General features: G+C 70.6%; 17 protein-coding genes. 16 read left to right on the top strand and 1 reads right to left on the bottom strand.

Going from position 1 to position 16,652, the window contains the following annotated elements; genetic code table 11:
* Nucleotides 1-57: 57 nt before the first annotated feature.
* From ACLJPL_RS29680 to ACLJPL_RS29620, 13 genes are all read left to right on the top strand, one after another.
* A complete protein-coding gene (locus tag ACLJPL_RS29680; protein WP_411084031.1) occupies nt 58-327 on the top strand; it encodes a TrbC/VirB2 family protein in 270 nt (89 codons plus the stop codon).
* A gap of 78 nt (nt 328-405) precedes the next feature.
* The gene (locus tag ACLJPL_RS29675; RefSeq protein ID WP_411084030.1) at nt 406-1,026 is read left to right on the top strand and encodes a hypothetical protein; all 621 of its coding nucleotides are present in this window, start codon (nt 406-408) and stop codon (nt 1,024-1,026) included.
* 7 nt (nt 1,027-1,033) lie between these two features.
* Nucleotides 1,034-4,042, top strand: coding sequence for an ATP-binding protein (locus tag ACLJPL_RS29670; protein WP_411084029.1), 3,009 nt, complete (start codon nt 1,034-1,036; stop codon nt 4,040-4,042).
* Nucleotides 4,043-4,085: 43 nt separating this feature from the next.
* A complete protein-coding gene (locus tag ACLJPL_RS29665; RefSeq protein WP_411084028.1) occupies nt 4,086-4,718 on the top strand; it encodes a hypothetical protein in 633 nt (210 codons plus the stop codon).
* A gap of 57 nt (nt 4,719-4,775) precedes the next feature.
* Entirely contained in the window at nt 4,776-5,354 is a 579-nt protein-coding gene (locus ACLJPL_RS29660) for a hypothetical protein (protein ID WP_411084027.1), read from the top strand.
* Nucleotides 5,355-5,403: 49 nt separating this feature from the next.
* The gene (locus ACLJPL_RS29655) at nt 5,404-7,710 is read left to right on the top strand and encodes a hypothetical protein (RefSeq protein WP_411084026.1); all 2,307 of its coding nucleotides are present in this window, start codon (nt 5,404-5,406) and stop codon (nt 7,708-7,710) included.
* Between the two features lie 12 nt (nt 7,711-7,722).
* Entirely contained in the window at nt 7,723-8,355 is a 633-nt protein-coding gene (locus ACLJPL_RS29650; RefSeq protein ID WP_411084025.1) for a hypothetical protein, read from the top strand.
* A 49-nt stretch (nt 8,356-8,404) separates the two neighbouring features.
* Nucleotides 8,405-9,028, top strand: coding sequence for a hypothetical protein (locus ACLJPL_RS29645; RefSeq protein ID WP_411084024.1), 624 nt, complete (start codon nt 8,405-8,407; stop codon nt 9,026-9,028).
* A complete protein-coding gene (locus ACLJPL_RS29640) occupies nt 9,025-10,203 on the top strand; it encodes a hypothetical protein (RefSeq protein ID WP_411084023.1) in 1,179 nt (392 codons plus the stop codon). The genes ACLJPL_RS29645 and ACLJPL_RS29640 overlap by 4 nt, the downstream gene beginning before the upstream one ends.
* Nucleotides 10,200-10,838, top strand: coding sequence for a hypothetical protein (locus ACLJPL_RS29635; RefSeq protein WP_411084022.1), 639 nt, complete (start codon nt 10,200-10,202; stop codon nt 10,836-10,838). The genes ACLJPL_RS29640 and ACLJPL_RS29635 overlap by 4 nt, the downstream gene beginning before the upstream one ends.
* A 456-nt stretch (nt 10,839-11,294) precedes the next feature.
* Complete coding sequence (locus tag ACLJPL_RS29630) at nt 11,295-12,542, top strand: hypothetical protein (protein ID WP_411084021.1); 1,248 nt, start codon at nt 11,295-11,297, stop codon at nt 12,540-12,542.
* Between the two features lie 13 nt (nt 12,543-12,555).
* Nucleotides 12,556-12,795 (top strand): hypothetical protein, encoded by a 240-nt coding sequence (locus ACLJPL_RS29625; protein ID WP_411084020.1) that lies wholly within the window; start codon nt 12,556-12,558, stop codon nt 12,793-12,795.
* A 199-nt stretch (nt 12,796-12,994) separates the two neighbouring features.
* The gene (locus ACLJPL_RS29620) at nt 12,995-13,321 is read left to right on the top strand and encodes a hypothetical protein (protein WP_411084019.1); all 327 of its coding nucleotides are present in this window, start codon (nt 12,995-12,997) and stop codon (nt 13,319-13,321) included.
* Here the strand turns inward: ACLJPL_RS29620 and ACLJPL_RS29615 are convergent.
* Nucleotides 13,251-13,859, bottom strand: coding sequence for a TIGR03086 family metal-binding protein (locus ACLJPL_RS29615; protein WP_411084018.1), 609 nt, complete (start codon nt 13,857-13,859; stop codon nt 13,251-13,253). The two genes, ACLJPL_RS29620 and ACLJPL_RS29615, sit on opposite strands and share 71 nt — an antisense overlap.
* 135 nt (nt 13,860-13,994) lie before the next feature.
* Here ACLJPL_RS29615 and ACLJPL_RS29610 point away from each other — a divergent pair, with 135 nt between their 5' ends.
* From ACLJPL_RS29610 to ACLJPL_RS29600, 3 genes are all read left to right on the top strand, one after another.
* On the top strand, nt 13,995-14,822 hold the full coding sequence (locus ACLJPL_RS29610; protein WP_411084017.1) for a DUF6597 domain-containing transcriptional factor: 828 nt from the start codon (nt 13,995-13,997) through the stop codon (nt 14,820-14,822).
* A 72-nt stretch (nt 14,823-14,894) separates the two neighbouring features.
* Nucleotides 14,895-15,629, top strand: a complete 735-nt coding sequence (locus tag ACLJPL_RS29605) for a Mut7-C RNAse domain-containing protein (protein ID WP_411084016.1) — start codon at nt 14,895-14,897, stop codon at nt 15,627-15,629.
* Nucleotides 15,630-15,876: 247 nt separating this feature from the next.
* Nucleotides 15,877-16,635 (top strand): SDR family NAD(P)-dependent oxidoreductase, encoded by a 759-nt coding sequence (locus ACLJPL_RS29600; RefSeq protein ID WP_411084015.1) that lies wholly within the window; start codon nt 15,877-15,879, stop codon nt 16,633-16,635.
* The last annotated feature ends 17 nt before the right edge of the window (nt 16,636-16,652 follow it).

Genomic DNA, 16,652 nt, shown 5'->3' with positions numbered 1-16,652 from the left:
CTTCCGCGTATCGACGCACCTCCTCCTCACCCACCAACACAGCGAAGGACCCATGCCATGTACCTGGCAGCAACCTCTCTCGACAGCATGTTCGGCGAGATTCAGGACATTCTCCGCAACGCCGGAACCATGGTCGCGGTGATCGCCCTGCTCATCCTCGGTATCCGCATGCTCCTGTCGATGAAGCGGGGAGACGGCATGCGCGAGGCATTCCAGGGCTTCGGCATGATCGCGCTCGCCGCACTGATCATCGGCGGTGCGACCGGCCTGGCCGGCCTCCTCATCGACCTCGGCGGCCAGATCGGCGGCGGTGGCGACAAGGGCTGAGCCCTCGGGGCGGCAGGGCCATCCACAGCCCGCAGCCCCCCTGCCATCCGCAACCACGTCAGAGAGGGGGACCGGCAGATGGCGCCGGAAGCACCGGACGCGCCCGAGCCGATGGTCGCGTACGACCACACGGATCTGCTCAACCGTCCCAAGCGGATCTGGAACTGGGGGAACATCCCGCTCCCCGGCCTCCTGCTGCCCGCCCTCGGCGCGGCATTCGGCTTCGGGGTGGTGTGGCTCGTGGCGATGCTGTCGGTCTCCGCCTTCGTCCCCTTCCTGAGTCTGTCGATGATGACGTCGATCCTCTATCTGGGTCCGCCCGTCGCCGTCTACTTCGTCTGGGGTCGGCCGCTGCCGTCCGCCCTCACCCTCAGCCAGCAGCTGGTGGTTTGGGCCGACTACTGGCTCCAGCCCAAGCGCTTGCAGGGACTGGCTGCCGACCGGGAACCCGATGAGCTGCACTGGCAGGTCATCCTCTGGCAGCCGGGCTCACCGCGCTGGCAGCGGGATTACGAGAAGGCCGCCGCGGACGCGGACCGGCACGGCTCCTCGTACGCCGCGCACGCGGACCGGCACCCCTCCTCGTACGCCGCGCACGCACCGGCGCAGAACCCCACCGCGAACCCCACGGCGCTGAGCCTCAGCAAGCAGGACGCCGCGACGCAGGACCCCATCGCACACTCCGAGACCGCGGGATGACTCCTCCATGTTCATGCTGATCCTCCTGGGCGGGGCCGTCGCCTTCTTCCTGATCGCCATGGTCATGGCCGCCACCTCCTCGGGTTCCAAGAACTCCAAGAACTCCGCGAACTCCGCGTATTCCAGGGGTTCCGGTGGGGGCGCACGGCGCTCCGGAGGCTCCCGGGGCCAGGGCCAGCCCGCCCGGCGCGAGGAGACGCGGCTGCCCTACCGCTACGCCGACGACATGATCTTCGTCCACGGCGAATCGGTCTGGACGGGGCTCGTCCTGCCCACCGCCATCGACGAGTACCTCAACGCGACCGAGCTCCAGGCCATGGCCGAGGGCCCGGCGCGCGGGCTGCTCAACCTCGCCCGCGGGGACCGTAACGTCGAGTGCCACTACCGCAAGGTGTACCGGCCCATCACGGCCGTGGAGTGGGCCGAGCAACTCAACGTCGTGGCCTGGGATCCGACCGAGAACTACAAGGCGTACAACCTGCGCAAGGCGGAGTACCAGGAGCGCATCGGGGCGATGCGGGAGCGCAACGTACTGCTGGTCAAGCTGGGTTCGCTCAAGCGCGGCTCGGGTGGTTCGGGCGGCGGCAGCGGGGTGCTTCCCGGCGACGACGACCCCATCGACGAGCCCGGCCTGACCCGCTCCCTGCGCGCCGCCGCCGACAAGGCGGCCGCGGCCGCCACCGGAGTGCACGACGAGTACCTGGCGCCGGGCGTGCTCGCCCAGTGGACGCAGGTCGCCCGCGAGGTCCACGAGAGCCTCGACGCGCTCGGCGGCGCCCCGCTGACCCGGCAGGAGCTGGTCTGGCTCATCCGCAAGCCGCTCCACGGCGAGCTGCCGGTGCCGCCGGAGCCGGTGCTCGGCTCCCGGTCCTGGGGCCCGGACCAGTTCGACCTCGTGGTCGACTTCTCCGGCGAGAACCGCAAGACGCACATCGTGCTGCACCAGTACGACGAGGTCACCGGCGAGAAGCACACCAACTACACGACGACGCTGGTGGCCGCCAACTGGCCCGCCGAGACCCGGTTCCGGCAGTCCACGGCCTGGGCCCGCTACGCCGCGCAGCACGTCGAGTTCCCGGTCGAGATCGACATGCGGTTCACCCTGATCCCGTACCTGAAGTTCAAGGACCGCGCGGGGAAGATCAGCGGCAACCTCGTCGACGAGATGAACGACATGGCCAATTCCGGCCGTACGCCCGACAGCATGCTCGCCGCCCAGGTCACCCGTGCCCAGCACCTCCTGGACGACGTGGAGGAGCACAAGATGCCGGGCATGGAGGCGCAGATCCGCTTCACCATCTCGGCGCCCGACGTGGCCGAACTGGAGCGCCGCCGCCGGATCCTGGAGATGCAGTTCAAGCAGGACCTGAAGGTGACCCTGCTGCGTCCCACCCGCCAGCAGTGGCGACTGCTTCAGTCCCAACTGCCGGGCGACGCACCGAAGATGCCCATCGCGCCGTACCTGCGGCTCCAGGAGGTGGAGCAGTTGGGGGCCGGACTGCCCACCGCCGGTACCGAGTTGGGCGACAACCCCGAGCAGCGGTCCGGCAAGCGGCTGGGCTGGGTGGGCAACCTGGTCGGCTGGGCGGGCAAGATGCCCGTCCACTACTCCCTGCACGTCGGTCCGGCGCGCAACGACGGCGGCGGACTGGCCATCGTCGGCGCGTCCGGCGGCGGCAAGTCCTCGCTCGCGCTACAGAAGTTCTACGAGGAGTCGGAGTCGGGCGTGCGCTGCCTGGTCATCGACCCCAAGACCGACTTCGCCCAGCTCTGCTACTACCTGGGCTTCGGCTCCCAGGTGAACGACCCGGCCTTCGCCCATGACGCGGAGACGGGCATCCTGGGGACCGCGAAGAGCAGTTTCCAGCCGGTCAACCCGGAGTTCTGGGCCGAGACGGAGGTCGTGGACCTCCTCAAGGGCCAGGCGGGCGTGCTCGACCCGTGGGTGATCGCCCGCGACGTCCCCTCGGGCCGGCTGCTGGCGGAGTCGATGCTGCGCGGCTTCCTCGGCGACGACGACTACCAGCGCGTACGGCTGCCCGTCATCGAGGCGATGGCGACGGTGGTGGGCTGGTACAACTCCGCGATCCGGCAGGCCGCCGAGCGCGGCCTCAGCGCCCGCGAGGCCGAACTCACCGTTCCCAGACCGACGTTGTGGCAGATCGTGGACGAGGTCGTACGGGCCTACGACGAGGCGGTGGCCGGCGGCGACCGCGAAGCCGCCAAGGAGCTCAAGCTCGCCCAGATGCTCCTCACCGAGCTGCGGACCCTGCCGTACGCCCGGCTCGCGTTCGCCGAGCAGCCACAGCAGCTGTCCGCGATGCGCAAGCGCCGCACCGTGATCACCCTGCGCGGCTTCCAGTCCCCGGCCGCCTCCGACCCGCGCAACTGGAACCCGGCGGAGCGGCTGGCCGCCACCGCGCTGATGGCGGTCGTGGAGCTGGGCAGCCAGATGCTCGACGTCGGGTACGAGAAGAACCCGGTGACGGGTGAGATCGGCCTGCGGCCCAAGGCGCTCTTCGTCGACGAGGCGTACGTCGTCACCGCCACCGAGAGCGGCCGCGACCTGATGCGCCGCGCCCTCAAGCAGGGCCGCTCCTACCTGGCGGTCACCGTGCTGATCACCCAGCAGGCCATCGACCTCGTCCAGATCGAGGACTCCGAGGCCCGCAGCGGCGGCGCCAACCAGATCCACACCGTCTTCGCCTTCAAGCAGAAGTCCCCGCAGGAAGCGGCCCTGGTGGCGCCGCTGCTCGGCCGCCCCGAGAACGACGCCAAGGTGATCTCGGCCCTCCAGGAGCTGCGCACCGGCGTCTGCCTGCAACGCGACGCCGACAAGCGGGTCGGCACCGTCGCCGTGGACCTGGTCTTCAAGGAGATCCTCGCAGCGACGGACACCAACGGCACGACCCGACCCGCCCGCCAGGGCGTCAACCCGCCGCTCAGCGTCTGGGACTGGACCTTCATGCAGGAGGCCGACCCGGAGCCGGACACCCGTCCGACGACCTCAGCCTGACCCTCCCGGCACACGTGTGCCGGCCGACCGTGGAGCACGTCTCATGCACTTGACCAAGTACCTTGCCGCCGGAGCCGTCCTCGTCGCACTCGCGGCGGTGAGCGGCTGCGGTTCGGATTCCGGTTCCGCGACGGCCGGTTCGTCGGGTGACGGCCAGGAGGCGGCGGACAACGGGCTCCCCCGGGTCGGAACCATGCGCGGCGCACAGGAATTCATCGCGGGGGCCGGACTGCCCTGCACCGACTGGGGCACCGACCGCGGTGACAACCGGCTGCCCATCGAAGGCTTCGTCGACTCCGAGTGGCCCGACGACAGCGAGGAGCAGAAGACCTTCCAGAAGTCCTGGGGCGTCAAGGAGAAGGGCGTCTGCGGCAACCGGTACCGCGAAAGTTGGCTCGTCTATCTGCCGAAGGACATGAAGACGTTCCAGCAGGTCTACCGGGACGACGTCCTGGAGGCGTCGAAGACGACCGACAACACCACCCTGCGCTCCGGCCGCTTCCTCATCGGCGCGGATTTCGTGGTGGATCCGACCTCCAGGCTCCGGGAGAGCGGCCTGCTCGGGACCGGCCTGCTGGTGCTGAACTGCGATCCCGATCTGAAACCGGCCAGCGGATACGTCATGCAGGACGCGCTGGTGGACGGCTGCGTACTGACGAACTACCTCCCGGGCTGACGGGTCCTGTCCCACCCCCGCACCACCACGCCCCCACCCACCGCAGAAAGAGCCGCCATGCGCCTCCCCAAGCACCTTGCCACCGCTGCCGCCCTCATCGCCGTCACCACGCTGAGCGGCTGCGGCGGTGACAGCAGCGGCCCGATGGACGACCTCGGGCTTCCGGCGGCGGACGACATGGCTTCCGTAGCGAGCATCGTCAACGAGCACGCGGTGTGCAAGAAGCTGAGCAAGGGGACCCAGGGCCCCAGCGAACCCAGCAACAGCGTCTCTGACCAGTGGGACCCCGCCTACCTGAGCGAAGAGACCGCGAACCCCGACTGGGCCATCAAAGAACGTGCGCTCTGCAAGGACGACAACGGCCGACAGATCACTCTGCTGACGATCTCCGATATGACGAAGTTCCAGACGGCGACCAGCAAGGCGCAAGCCAACGGGGATGAGAAGGACTTTCTGGTGGGGCAGAACTTCGCCGTCGTACCCACGGCCGACGACACGGTCCGGCCGTTGATGACCGGCGGCGGGCTTTTCATCACGAGCTGCGATCCGGACAACAAGTCCGACATCCCCAGCGGCTACAAGATCCACGACGGGCTGGCCAAGGGCTGCTTCATGACCGACTACATCCCGAGCTGACAGGCCCGTTCGGCCTCTGTCCCCTGCCGCGCAACTTCAAAGGAAGCCGATGTTCGTGCGCCCTAGCGCCAAGTCCAGCGGAGCCACCGCCGCCCCGTCGCTCCGCGACCGCGTGATGCGCGTGGGACGGGCGTCCAGGGCCGGGGCCTTCGTGGTGCTCGCCCTGCTCGCGCTGACGCTGGCCGTGCCGGGCACGGCGCACGCGGGCTTTTCCTGCGACTTCACCGGCGACGACAGCTATCAGATGGATTCGCCGGGGTCGAACGGCGAATCCATCATGCCCGCAGTCAATCAGTGGGAGGGCAAGGCGGACCGCGCCAAGAACCTCAACGACACCACGGGCCTGGTCACCGGGGCGGTCAGGATGCCGAAATCTCCCGACCAGTACACGTTGTACGAGCTCAACGGCATGCGCGGGATGAACTGGTCCATGACCTTCAAGGGAAAGGGTGACGCCTCCGAGAGCAACGGCGACGTCGGCAGCGGTGCCGATGACTGCGCGATCATGGACTACGTCAACAACGGTATCGCCGACATGGTCTTCAACGGGACCAAGCTCCTGACGCGTACGGCCATTTCCATCAAGGAGTCCGCCTCCAATCCCAGCCCGCTCAGCGGTCTGTACGAGAGTCGCGACAGCGTGGTGAAGACCCTCAAGGACAACGTCTTCGTGCCCGCCGTCCCTGTGATGATCGCCCTTACCGGGCTCTGGGTGTTCACGAAGTGGCGCAAGGGCGAGATGCGTGAGGTCTGGGCGGGCGTCGGCTGGGCCGGCCTCACCACGGTCGCGGTCGTGGCCCTGCTCACCGGCGGCAACTACGACAAGCTCGTCACCGAAGCGGACTCCGGTATCGCGCAGTTCAACTCCAGACTGACCGAAGCCGTACTCTCCGGTGCCACCGGAGAGATGCAGACCCCCTGCGATCTGCCCGACACCGCGTACAACCGCGGCCTGCGCATCTCGAGTTGCGCTATGTACGACACTCTGGCCTTCCGCCCCTGGGCTCTGGGCCAGTTCGGCGAAGTCGGGACGCGCTGCATTCTCCTGAATCATGTCGGGAAGGTGCCGGAGGACGGGAACGAGGACGAGAGCGCCAAGAGCGCCAGGTGCAGGTCCGACTACACGACGACAGAGTGCCATTACGGCAAGGGTGTTCGCTGCGACGACCTCAGGGCGAAGCAGGCGGTGGCCCAGTCGATGACGAACAAGGAGGCGCTCAGCAAGCAGGCCCTCGAGGACGGCAACTTCGACAAGTTCAACAACGAGTGGGAAGACATCCGGAAGGAGATCGCCGTTGGCGAGGACGCCCCCGACAAGAGCATCTATCCAGTGGCCTTCAACGACTGGTCCGGAAAGAACTCCGGGACAAGGGTCGGTCTCGCCTTCTACTCCCTCATCGCCTCCCTGATCGTCGGCCTGATGGTGATCGTCCTCAGCGCCCTGACGCTGCTCTGGCACGCGGTGACCCTGATCCTGATCATCCTGCTGCCGCTGGTGGCCACTCTGGGCATCCATCCGTCCCAGCAGAAGCTGCTCAAGGGCTGGCTGGAGACGTTCATCCACAGCTTCGTCCTGCGGGCGGGCTTCGGAATCATCCTCACCGTGCTGCTCGTGCTCTACCAGATGATCCTTCCCGCGAACATCGCCCTGGGCATGCAGCTCCTGCTGCTCCTACTGATCACCATCGCCGTCGTGATGATGCTCAAGAAACTGCTCGGGGGGAACTTCAGCCCGAAGATCGCGGGTGCGCAGGACTCGCTCGGCGTGAGCGACATGGCCAACATCGTCGGGGGCAAGATGGCCGAACGCGGCTCCCGCGCCGCCGTGGGTGTCGCCGCCGGCGCCTCCGGCTCCGCCGGTACAGCCGGTCGGGTGGCCGGACGAGGTGCGGCGAACGTCGGCCGGGGTCTGGACGCCAAGGTGCTCAAGGGCCGGTTGCAGAACGGCGGATGGATCGGCCCCGCCAACCCCAAGCGGAAGCAGCGCAAGTCCGCACAGCAGGCCGCGGCGATCCAGCAGGACCAGTACAACAAGCTCGTGGGTGGGGAGCAGCCGGCCACGGAATCGCAACCGGACGCCGCAACGGAGAAGGCGGAGCCGCCGCGCCGCAGTGGCCGGGTCAGCGCCGCCGCCCCGGCACCGGCTCCCTCCGTGCCCGGACAGCCCCAGCCCGCACCCCACGTCTCCCCCGGCGCACAGCAGCCGTCACCCCAGCCTCAGGCACAACCCCAGCCGCAACCCCGGCCCCGGCAGACGCAGGTGCAGCCGCAGGCACAACCGCAGCCACAACCCCTTACCCCTCAGCAGCCCCCACAGCCCCCGCCGCCCCGCAACGACCACCGCATGCCCCGATAAGAGACGCGAGCCATGGCAAGCCTGATCGCCGACCACCCGCCGCAGACGCTCGCGTACGAGCTGACCGGTCTCCTCGACGTGGACTGGCCCACCGTGTGGGCCGGGACCCCGGCGGACGACACCGAGCGCGGCCGCTGGTGCGAGGGGTTCGGCTGGGAACCGCTGTGGTTCGCGTCGGGGCTGTGGGTCCGCACCCGCCGGAATGGCCGCCTGCACCTGACCTCGGCCTCGCCGGGCCGCCCGGTGACCGCAGTCTCGTACACGGCCTGGCGGGCCCGGGCGGACCAGGCTGCCGAGAACCCGGCGCTCATGGCGGCAGCCGTCGACCGGTACGCGGCCCACCTCGCCGCCGTGACGGAAGTCCTGGGCCCTCCCGACTGGCACGGTGCCTGGGACGCGCCGGACTTCCCGGCCCCGCACACCCCCGCCGACCGGGGCGACGCCGACCGGCGACTGGAGCACCGGACCCCGCACCGGTTCGCCCGGTGGAGCTTCCGTACTCCGGCCGCCCCGGTCTTCGAGCTGAGCGCGGACCTCGCACCGGGTACGGCTCCGGGCTGGGGGCCCGGCAGTGCGACGATTTCCCTCACCTGCCACGGCCCGGCCGACCCGCAAGGACGCACAGGTCCCGGCTGGCTGCTGTGATGACACACAAGACGCACGAGACGCGTGGAACGCACGGAACGGGTACGACATGGGCCTGAAGCTGGAACGAGTGAGCCGCACCCCCCAGCAGCTGATCGACGAGCTGCACGGACTGGCCGACGTGGACTGGGAAACCGTCTGGAACGGGCCCCCCTACCCCGGGCAGGGCCTGGACATGTGGTGCGCACAGTTCAACTGGGTACCCACCAGCTTCGAACGGATCCTGAGCGTCCGGACTGACACCGAGGGCGAACTCACCCTGTTTCCCAGCGGAGGCAGCTGGGCCCCGGTCCTGTCCGTCGTCCAGAATCAGTGGGGGGCCTGGGCCGAGACCGGACCCGACAATCCGCTGGTGCTCGAGCGCGCCGAACACGTCTGGCCGCTCTACCTGACAGCCGCGTGCTCCGCGCTGGGAGAACCCACCTGGGAAGGCGCCTGGGACAGCGACGACTTCCCCGAGCAGCTCGGCGGCTACCGGATTCCGGACCGCACAGAGCGCATCGAGGACCAAGACCCCTACCGCCTGGCCTACTGGATGCCACGTTCCCCCGACCGGCCATTGGTGGTCGTGGACCTCGGTACCGGCCTCGGTGTCACCGGCACGGAGAATCCCAGCGGCGCGAACCTCAACCTGACCATCTGTCCCGGGCCTTCGGGGAGCGTACGACCGTGAGTCCGGGCGCTATACCCGAGAACGTGGAGACCCTGGCTCTTGAGCTGGCCCACAGGGAAAACGCGGCCAAGGCCATGGCCGTGAAGAACCCGAAGAAGATCGTCCGGCGTCTGATGTCCGAGGCGCGGGCCAAGGACATGAGCATCCATGATTACCTGCTGGACTTCGTCCAGCAGAGCGAAGGCGTAACCCCACCGGAAGGAACCGCCACCACCAGCGCCTTCTGGTCCTTCGGCCTTGACCATCCAGAGGCCCCGAAGAACAGTGACGGCCAGAACTTTCTTGACAACCGCTACATCGCGGAGGCTTGGGCGCACCTTCAGAACGAGGAACGTCCGGGGTCGGCGCAGACCCTCGAAACCACCGAGGCCGGCAGAAGACTGAACGACATGCGCCTCTGGGAGCCCGAGGTTCTGCGTGCGATCAACGCGGTCGATACGCAGATCGATGTCGGCGGCGCCTTCACCAGGCAGTGCTGGGCCGACCTGTCGAAGACGTACGCCACGGCGGCCGAAGGCCCGGTCGCCGTCTTCGCCCAGAGCGCCCATACGCGCTCCATCCTGCACAACGACGAGAGCCCGACACTCCAAGCCAACGCGAACGTCGGCCTGGACAACATCAACTTCGCCTTCGAAGCACCTGCGAACTGGCCCGAAACCGCCCGCAGCGAGCTCGGCACGAACGCCGTCCGCGCCACCGCGCAGTTCGACGACCCGAGCCGCCCCCGGTACATCGACCCCGCCGCCTACGCGACGTACGAGCCCGAGGTCCGCAAGGAGATGCTCAGCGAAGTCCTGGCGGCGGCGGAGCTTCAGAGGCAGGCGAACACCGCCGAGGCAGGGGCCGAAGCCGAGCCGAAGACCGTCGCAGCCGCCGCGACAGGGGCTGAAGCCGGAGCGGAGACCGCCGAAGCCACCGCGAAGGCCGTCGAGGCCCCGGCCGGCGAAGCGCCCACCCCCCGGGCCCCCGCCATCGCACCCCCCGACGCAGCCACGCCGCCCTCCCCAACCCCAACCACCCCCGCATCTACGCCCACCAGACCAGCCGCCCCACCCCTCTGGCAGGCAGGCTTCACCCCGAGACCCACCCGCGCCGCCCACGGCAGCTCCGGCCCCGCCCCCACAGCCGCCCCCGAACCCATCAGCGCCGGAAAAGGAATGGACGGCCCGACATGACTCCGCCCCGCACCAGGAGCGCCCGCATCGCCGCATCGCTCGTTCCCGTGCGCCGCCTGCTCCGCCAGGACGGCAACGACACCTGGGCCGTCCGGCTGCTTCCGCGTGTCGTCTTCGGGCTGGCCGCCGCGTACACGCTGTTCCTCCTCGCGTCGGGCGGCATGTCCTCATTCATCGCCGTCTGCGCCGTACTGGCGCTCGCCGCGTCCTGCTGGCTGCTCCGCCGCCGTGGTCAACTGCTGCTCGCGCTCGCGTCCACGACCATCACCGCCGCGGCCACCGGCTACCTGGCGGCGGTGGGCGACATCGCCCGGGGAACGGCGAGCGGCCTCCTCAGCGGGCAGGCCGTGTTCGGCTACTGGGCACTCGGCGGGATGGCGCTCCTCGGCGCGTGGATGGTCAAGGAACATTCCGGCCGACGCGGCGTCACCGTGGTGATCGCCGACTGCGGGCTCGTCGCGGCCTCGGGCGCGGGAACGGTCCTTCCCGCCGCGTCCGTCCCGCTCGGATTCCTTTGCGTGGTCGCGGTGTTGGCGGCCCGCGGCGGCGGTCTCGCCGCCGCGCGGCGGCGCATGAGCCGGACGAGGGCCTTCCGTGTACGACCGTCCACGGCGGCCGCAGACCCGGAGAACTAGGGCCTTGACGGGCAATCGGCTCCAGGTCGGCATACAAGGGGCACTGTGTCCAGGAGCACTTTGCATCCGTCAATTGCCGTCCTCTAGAGTCCCCGCTGGTCAATATGGACACGGGGGATTCCACGTATGGTCACGACCGCTCATCGAGCGCTGCCCAAATTCGTTCAACCAGCAACTACTTCGGTTTCGCTGCCCTGCCGACGACGCCCGGACGTCTTCCAGCATCCACTGCTCGCGAACCCGCCCGCCGGCGCCCCGGGTCTCCCCATGCAGTCGCGAAGCCTCAAGGCGCTCACCCATGCGGCTCGGCAGCTCTGCTCCTACTGCCCTCTCTGGGCGGCGTGCCTTGAAGGCGCCGTCACTCGATCCGACCCGGGAGGGTACGTCGCGGCCAGCACCCTGGAGGACCGGCGCACGATCCGCAGACGGCTGGGAATCGGCGATGCTCGCGGCGACTTGACGACGCAGCCGAAAGCCCCCCGCCACCAGCCCACCGGAGCCGCCGGAGCCGCCGGAGCCGCCGGAGCCGCCGGTTCGGACGCAGCCATCAGGCCCGCCGGTTCCACCACCCCCACCGGCCCCCTCGAAGCCTCCGACCTCTCCGGCCCCTCCGAAACCGGACGCCGCGTCGAACTCCGCGCCGTACTCGGTGCGTTCGAAGCCCTCCAGGAGCACCGGACACCCCCGGCCGCCCCTGTGGCCGAGGAGCCCGGGCCCGGCGACCGTCGCGAACGTGACGCGCGGCGGGGCGCGGTCCCCCCTCAACAGCACGTCAACCTGAACGAGGTAGCAATGGCGGCCCCCGCCGACGAACGGATCTCCTTCTCGCTGGATGATCCGGCACGCGCCATAGAACAGGCCGTCCTCGGCCCGCTGGTGCATGCCACCCTGCCTGCCCTGGAGGTCGGCGAGCAGCTCGCCGGAATGCTGGTGCACATACCCTCCGCAGGAGTGACGCCCCAGCTGCTCGACGCCTTCCAGCGGGTACGCCACTGCCTCGAGTCATGGCGTACGGCGACGGGGAACGACGCCTTCCACAGCCCCTCGGACAACGGACTCACCGGATCCGTCAGCATCGAGCTCGCGACCAGCGACCCGCTCACCGCCCTGCGGCTGGACATCTTCGAACCCCTGCTGCGGCGCGTCGCCGACTCGCTCCGACGCGTCGAGGCGATCACGGCCGTCCTCCTGACCGCGCCGGATCCGACCCAGCCGGGCCGCACACCTCCCAGCCTCCAGTCTCAGGACATCGTGCCCCCGGACACCGGGGCTCCCGGCGGCCGGGAACTCGCGGCCGCTCGGTCCGCCGTCCGCGACCTCGCGTCCCACATCGAGCGGTACGAAGCGGCCGCGGCCGCGAGTCAGGAGGGCGCTGCCGCCCGCACCCCCGCGCAGCACGACGCGCCCGTCCGGGCCGCCGTCGCATCCTCCTCCGCCGCCTCCGCCGGAAGCGCGGCCCCCCTCACGGCCCTGGCCGCGCCGAGTCTCCGCCGGGCCGTGGAGCAGGCCGTGACCTCCTTCCCCAGCCCCTTCACCGGCCGGGACGTCCTCCTGGCGCTGGACCGGGACGCCTACCAGGACCCCGCGAAGTCGGTCAGCAACGCCTTGTCCGCCATGGTCAAGGCCGGACGCCTGCGGCGTATCTCCCGCGGCACGTACGCCGTGGTCATCCCGTCCGACAACGCCCTCGCGGCGCACTCCTGAAGGACGCCCCTCCGTGCATCCCAGCCAGCCCACCGCCGACGTCCGCGTCTTCTCACCCAACGCGGCCCTGATCGACGGCGTACCCATCACCGCCCCGCCCTACGGCGACATCCAGGACGTCGTCATCGCGATCCTCCAGCAGCGCGCCCAGCAGCTCGGCGGACCCACCCCCGCCGTCATCAACGATGATCGCTACGGCGGCGCCATCCGCATCGCCATCCACCCGGACGGCACGACCGAGGCCCTGGACTGACCGGTCCGACCACTGCCCCGGCCGCCGTCGACCGGCGGCCGGGGCCTCACTGACGTACAACCGCTCGAACCGCTCACACACGCGCGCCCACGCGCACCCATTCGGTCGAATCGCGCCAAATAAATGGCTGAAGGCTGATCTTCAGCTCACCTGCCCGATCGGCCGATGCAGAGGACACCGACCCTCAAGGAGGTCTGCCGTGGGCGACGTTCTGCTGGCTCTGTCCATCCCCGTCCTCGTCTTCGGCGGCGGCATCTACGCGGCCTGCGACTGCTGGTGGCGCCGCAGGCACCCGGCCCCACCGTCCCCGTACACCCACCGGGCGGCCCGCCTCGCCGAGGAGGAGATGCTGCTCCTGGCCGAGGCGATCGTCGACGACGCGCGCGCCGCGCTCGGCCCCCTCTACGACGCGCCGGCCCCGGCCACCTCGCGCCCCGCCGCCGCCCACCCCGCCCTCATCGGCTCCGGGGCCGCCGCCAGCCCGGATCGCGTCCCGTCACGGCCAGCACCCGCTCAAAAGCCGTAGCACCGGCCCCCACCGGGAACGGCTCGCCGAACACCTTCATCTCCCGGGCCTTCGGCGCGAGGGCCGCCAGCCCCGGGCCCACCGCCTCGACCACACCCGGGTCCGGGTCGAACTCCGTGCCCGTCGCCCGCGCCAGGTCCCAGGCGTGCACGGTCAGGTCGCCGAGCACCATGAGCCCCAGCGTCCGGGCCGGCAGCCCCATCTGCCCCGCCGTACCCTCCTCGGCCCCCGGCGCGTCCCACGCCTCCACCAGCCGGGCGGTCTCCTCGCCGAACCGGCGCCTCCAGTCGCCCGACCCGGCGTCCGCCCCCGCGTCCGCTCCCCTCACGAAATCCGGCTCCTGGCTGAAATCCGCCTCCTCCCGGGCCGCGAGGGCCTGGAAGTTCACGACCACCTGGAACAGGTGGTTCAGGAGGCCGCGTACGTCGTACTCGTCGCACGGCGTACGGTCGCCCAGCTGCCCGTCGTCGATCCCCCGCACGACGGGAAGGGCCCGGCCCGCCGCCGCTTCCAGCAGTTCACTGATCTTCTGCGTCATGCCTCCCACCCTCCGCCGCAGACCCCTCCACGTCTTGAACAAACACGACAGGCGCGTTCTCGGAAGGACGCGGCAGGCGCGTCCCAAAAAATGCAACAAGCCAAGGTGGCGGACGCGCCTCCTAGGATCGTGGCCATGGCCTCCGGACCCCGCCGCGACACCCGGGGCATCGTCGACGCCCCCCATCTCTTCACGCACGTACGCTTCCGCCGCCGCGAGCCCGCCGAGGCACTGCGCCCGTACCTGGAGCACTACTGGCTCATCGACTGGGACCTCACCGAGCCCTACGCCGCCCACGTCGTCCCGCACCCCTCGGTGAACCTCGTCCTCCAGCGGTACGGGGCCGGGGAGACGGCCCGAGAGCGAGCCGGGTACGCCGAGGTGGCGGGCATCGGGCTCGGCCTCTTCACGCAGAAGCTCGCGGGGCGCGGCCGGGTCTGCGGCGTACAGTTCCGGCCCGGCGGGTTCCGGCCCTTCGCCCCCGGCCGCCCGGTCTCCGACTGGACCGGCCGGCGGATCGACGCCGCGGACGCACTGCGCCCGCCGCCGTCCGTCCGCGCCGTCCTCGACCCGGACGACGAGGACGCCCGGGTCGCCGCGCTGGACGCCTGCCTGCTGGCCCTGGAACCGCGCCCCGACCCGCAGGCGACGCTGGCCATGGCCCTCGTCGACCGGGTGCGCACGGACCGCACGGTGCGCCGGGTCGACGGGCTCGCCCGGGACGCGGGGCTTTCCGCCCGCTCCCTGCAACGGCTCTTCTCCGCGTACGTCGGCGTCGGCCCCAAGTGGGTCATCCTCCGCTACCGCATCCACGAGGCCCTGGAACGCGCCGAGTCGGACCCGGCCGTCGACTGGGCGCGACTGGCGGCGGACCTCGGGTACAGCGACCAGGCCCACCTGGTACGCGACTTCACCGCCACGGTGGGCGTGCCGCCGACGGCCTTCGCCGCACCGCAGCGGTAGGAGCCGCCGCCACCGCCGTAGGCCGCCCCAATCCCCTGGCAGCCCGCCCCGCGCGGGTGGCATCCTGGCCGGGTGAACGGACCCGGGATCATCCTCGAAGTCGCCCCCGAACTGCGGCTCTTCGTCCCCCACGAGCGCCGCCAGGGACCCACGCCCCTCACCACGGACGGCGCCTCCACCCTCGGCCACGTCATCGAGTCCCTCGGCGTCCCGCTCACCGAGGCCGGAGCCCTGCTGGTGAACGGCGCTCCGGTGGCCCGCTCGCACGTCCCCGGGCCGGGCGAGCACATCGAGGTTCGGGCCGTCGAGCGCCCGCAGCCGGTCCCCGGCGCACCGCTGCGCTTCCTCCTCGACGTCCATCTCGGCACGCTGGCCCGGCGGTTGCGCCTCCTGGGCGTGGACGCGGCGTACGAGAGCGAGGACATCGGCGACCCCGCCCTCGCCGCCCTCTCGGCGCGGGAGCGGCGCGTCCTGCTCTCCCGGGACCGCGGGCTGCTGCGCCGCCGGGAGATCTGGGCGGGGGCGTACGTCTACAGCGACCGCCCGCAGGAGCAGCTCCGCGACGTCCTCGGCCGCTTCGCCCCGGTCCTCGCCCCGTGGACCCGCTGCACCGCCTGCAACGGCGTCCTCGCGTCGGCCGCCAAGGACGCGGTGAGCGATCTGCTGGAGCACGGCACACAGCAGGCGTACGACGTGTTCGCCCAGTGCACGGCGTGCGCCCGGGTGTACTGGCGGGGCGCGCACCACGGCCACCTGGAGACGATCGTCTCCGACGCGGTACGCGAGTTCGGCGGCGCGGCGGCGTAGCCGTACCGGCGGAGGCGGGGCCGTACGGCGAGCGGGGCGGAGGAACGCAGCTCCGGCCACACAGTCGGGAAGCAGACGCGGACGGAGACGGGGGCGCAGACGGGGACGCGGACGGGGACGTAGACGCGGACGCAGACACCGACGCAGAGCCAAAAACGGGCGGAGACAGAGGCCGGGCCCGGCCCGGCGGCCCCGGCTGCCTATCCTTTCCCCGTCACCGCCCCCTTGCCCGAGGAGAACGATCGCCATGACCGCCACCCCCATCGCCGTCGTCACCGGCGCGAGCAGCGGCATCGGCGCCGCGACCGCCCGCACGCTGGCCGCGGCCGGATTCCGGGTCGTCCTCACCGCCCGCCGCAAGGACCGCATCGAAGCGCTCGCCGCCGAGATCGCCGAGGCCGGCCACGAGGCGACGGCCTACGCCCTGGACGTGACGGACCGGGCGGCCGTGGACGAGTTCGCCACCGCGTTCCGCTCCCTGGCCCTGCTCGTCAACAACGCCGGCGGCGCGCTGGGCGCGGACCCGGTGGCGACCGGCGACCCCGCCGACTGGCGTCAGATGTACGAGACGAACGTCATCGGCACCCTCAACGTCACCCAGGCCCTGCTGCCCGCCCTCACCGCGAGCGGCGACGGGACGATCGTGATCCTCTCCTCCACCGCGGCCCTCTCCGCCTACGAGGGCGGTGGCGGTTACGTGGCCGCCAAGCACGGCGAACACGTCCTGGCGGAGACCCTGCGCCTGGAGATCGTCGGCACCCCGGTCCGCGTCATCGAGGTGGCCCCGGGCATGGTGAAGACCGACGAGTTCGCCACCACCCGCTTCCGCGGCGACACCGACAAGGCCGCCAAGGTCTACGCGGGCGTCGACGCCCCCCTCACCGCCGAGGACGTGGCCGACACGATCGGCTGGGCCGTCACCCGCCCCAGCCACGTCAACATCGACCTCCTGGTGGTCCGCCCCCGCGCCCAGGCGTCCAACACGAAGGTCCACCGAGTGCTCTGAGGGTGGCGCTGCCCCTG

It is taken from the genome of Streptomyces sp. cmx-18-6 (assembly GCF_046548915.1).
GTDB lineage: Bacteria > Actinomycetota > Actinomycetes > Streptomycetales > Streptomycetaceae > Streptomyces.
Note: the sequence above shows the minus strand (reverse complement) of the source record. Positions and strands in the feature narration are given on the sequence as shown.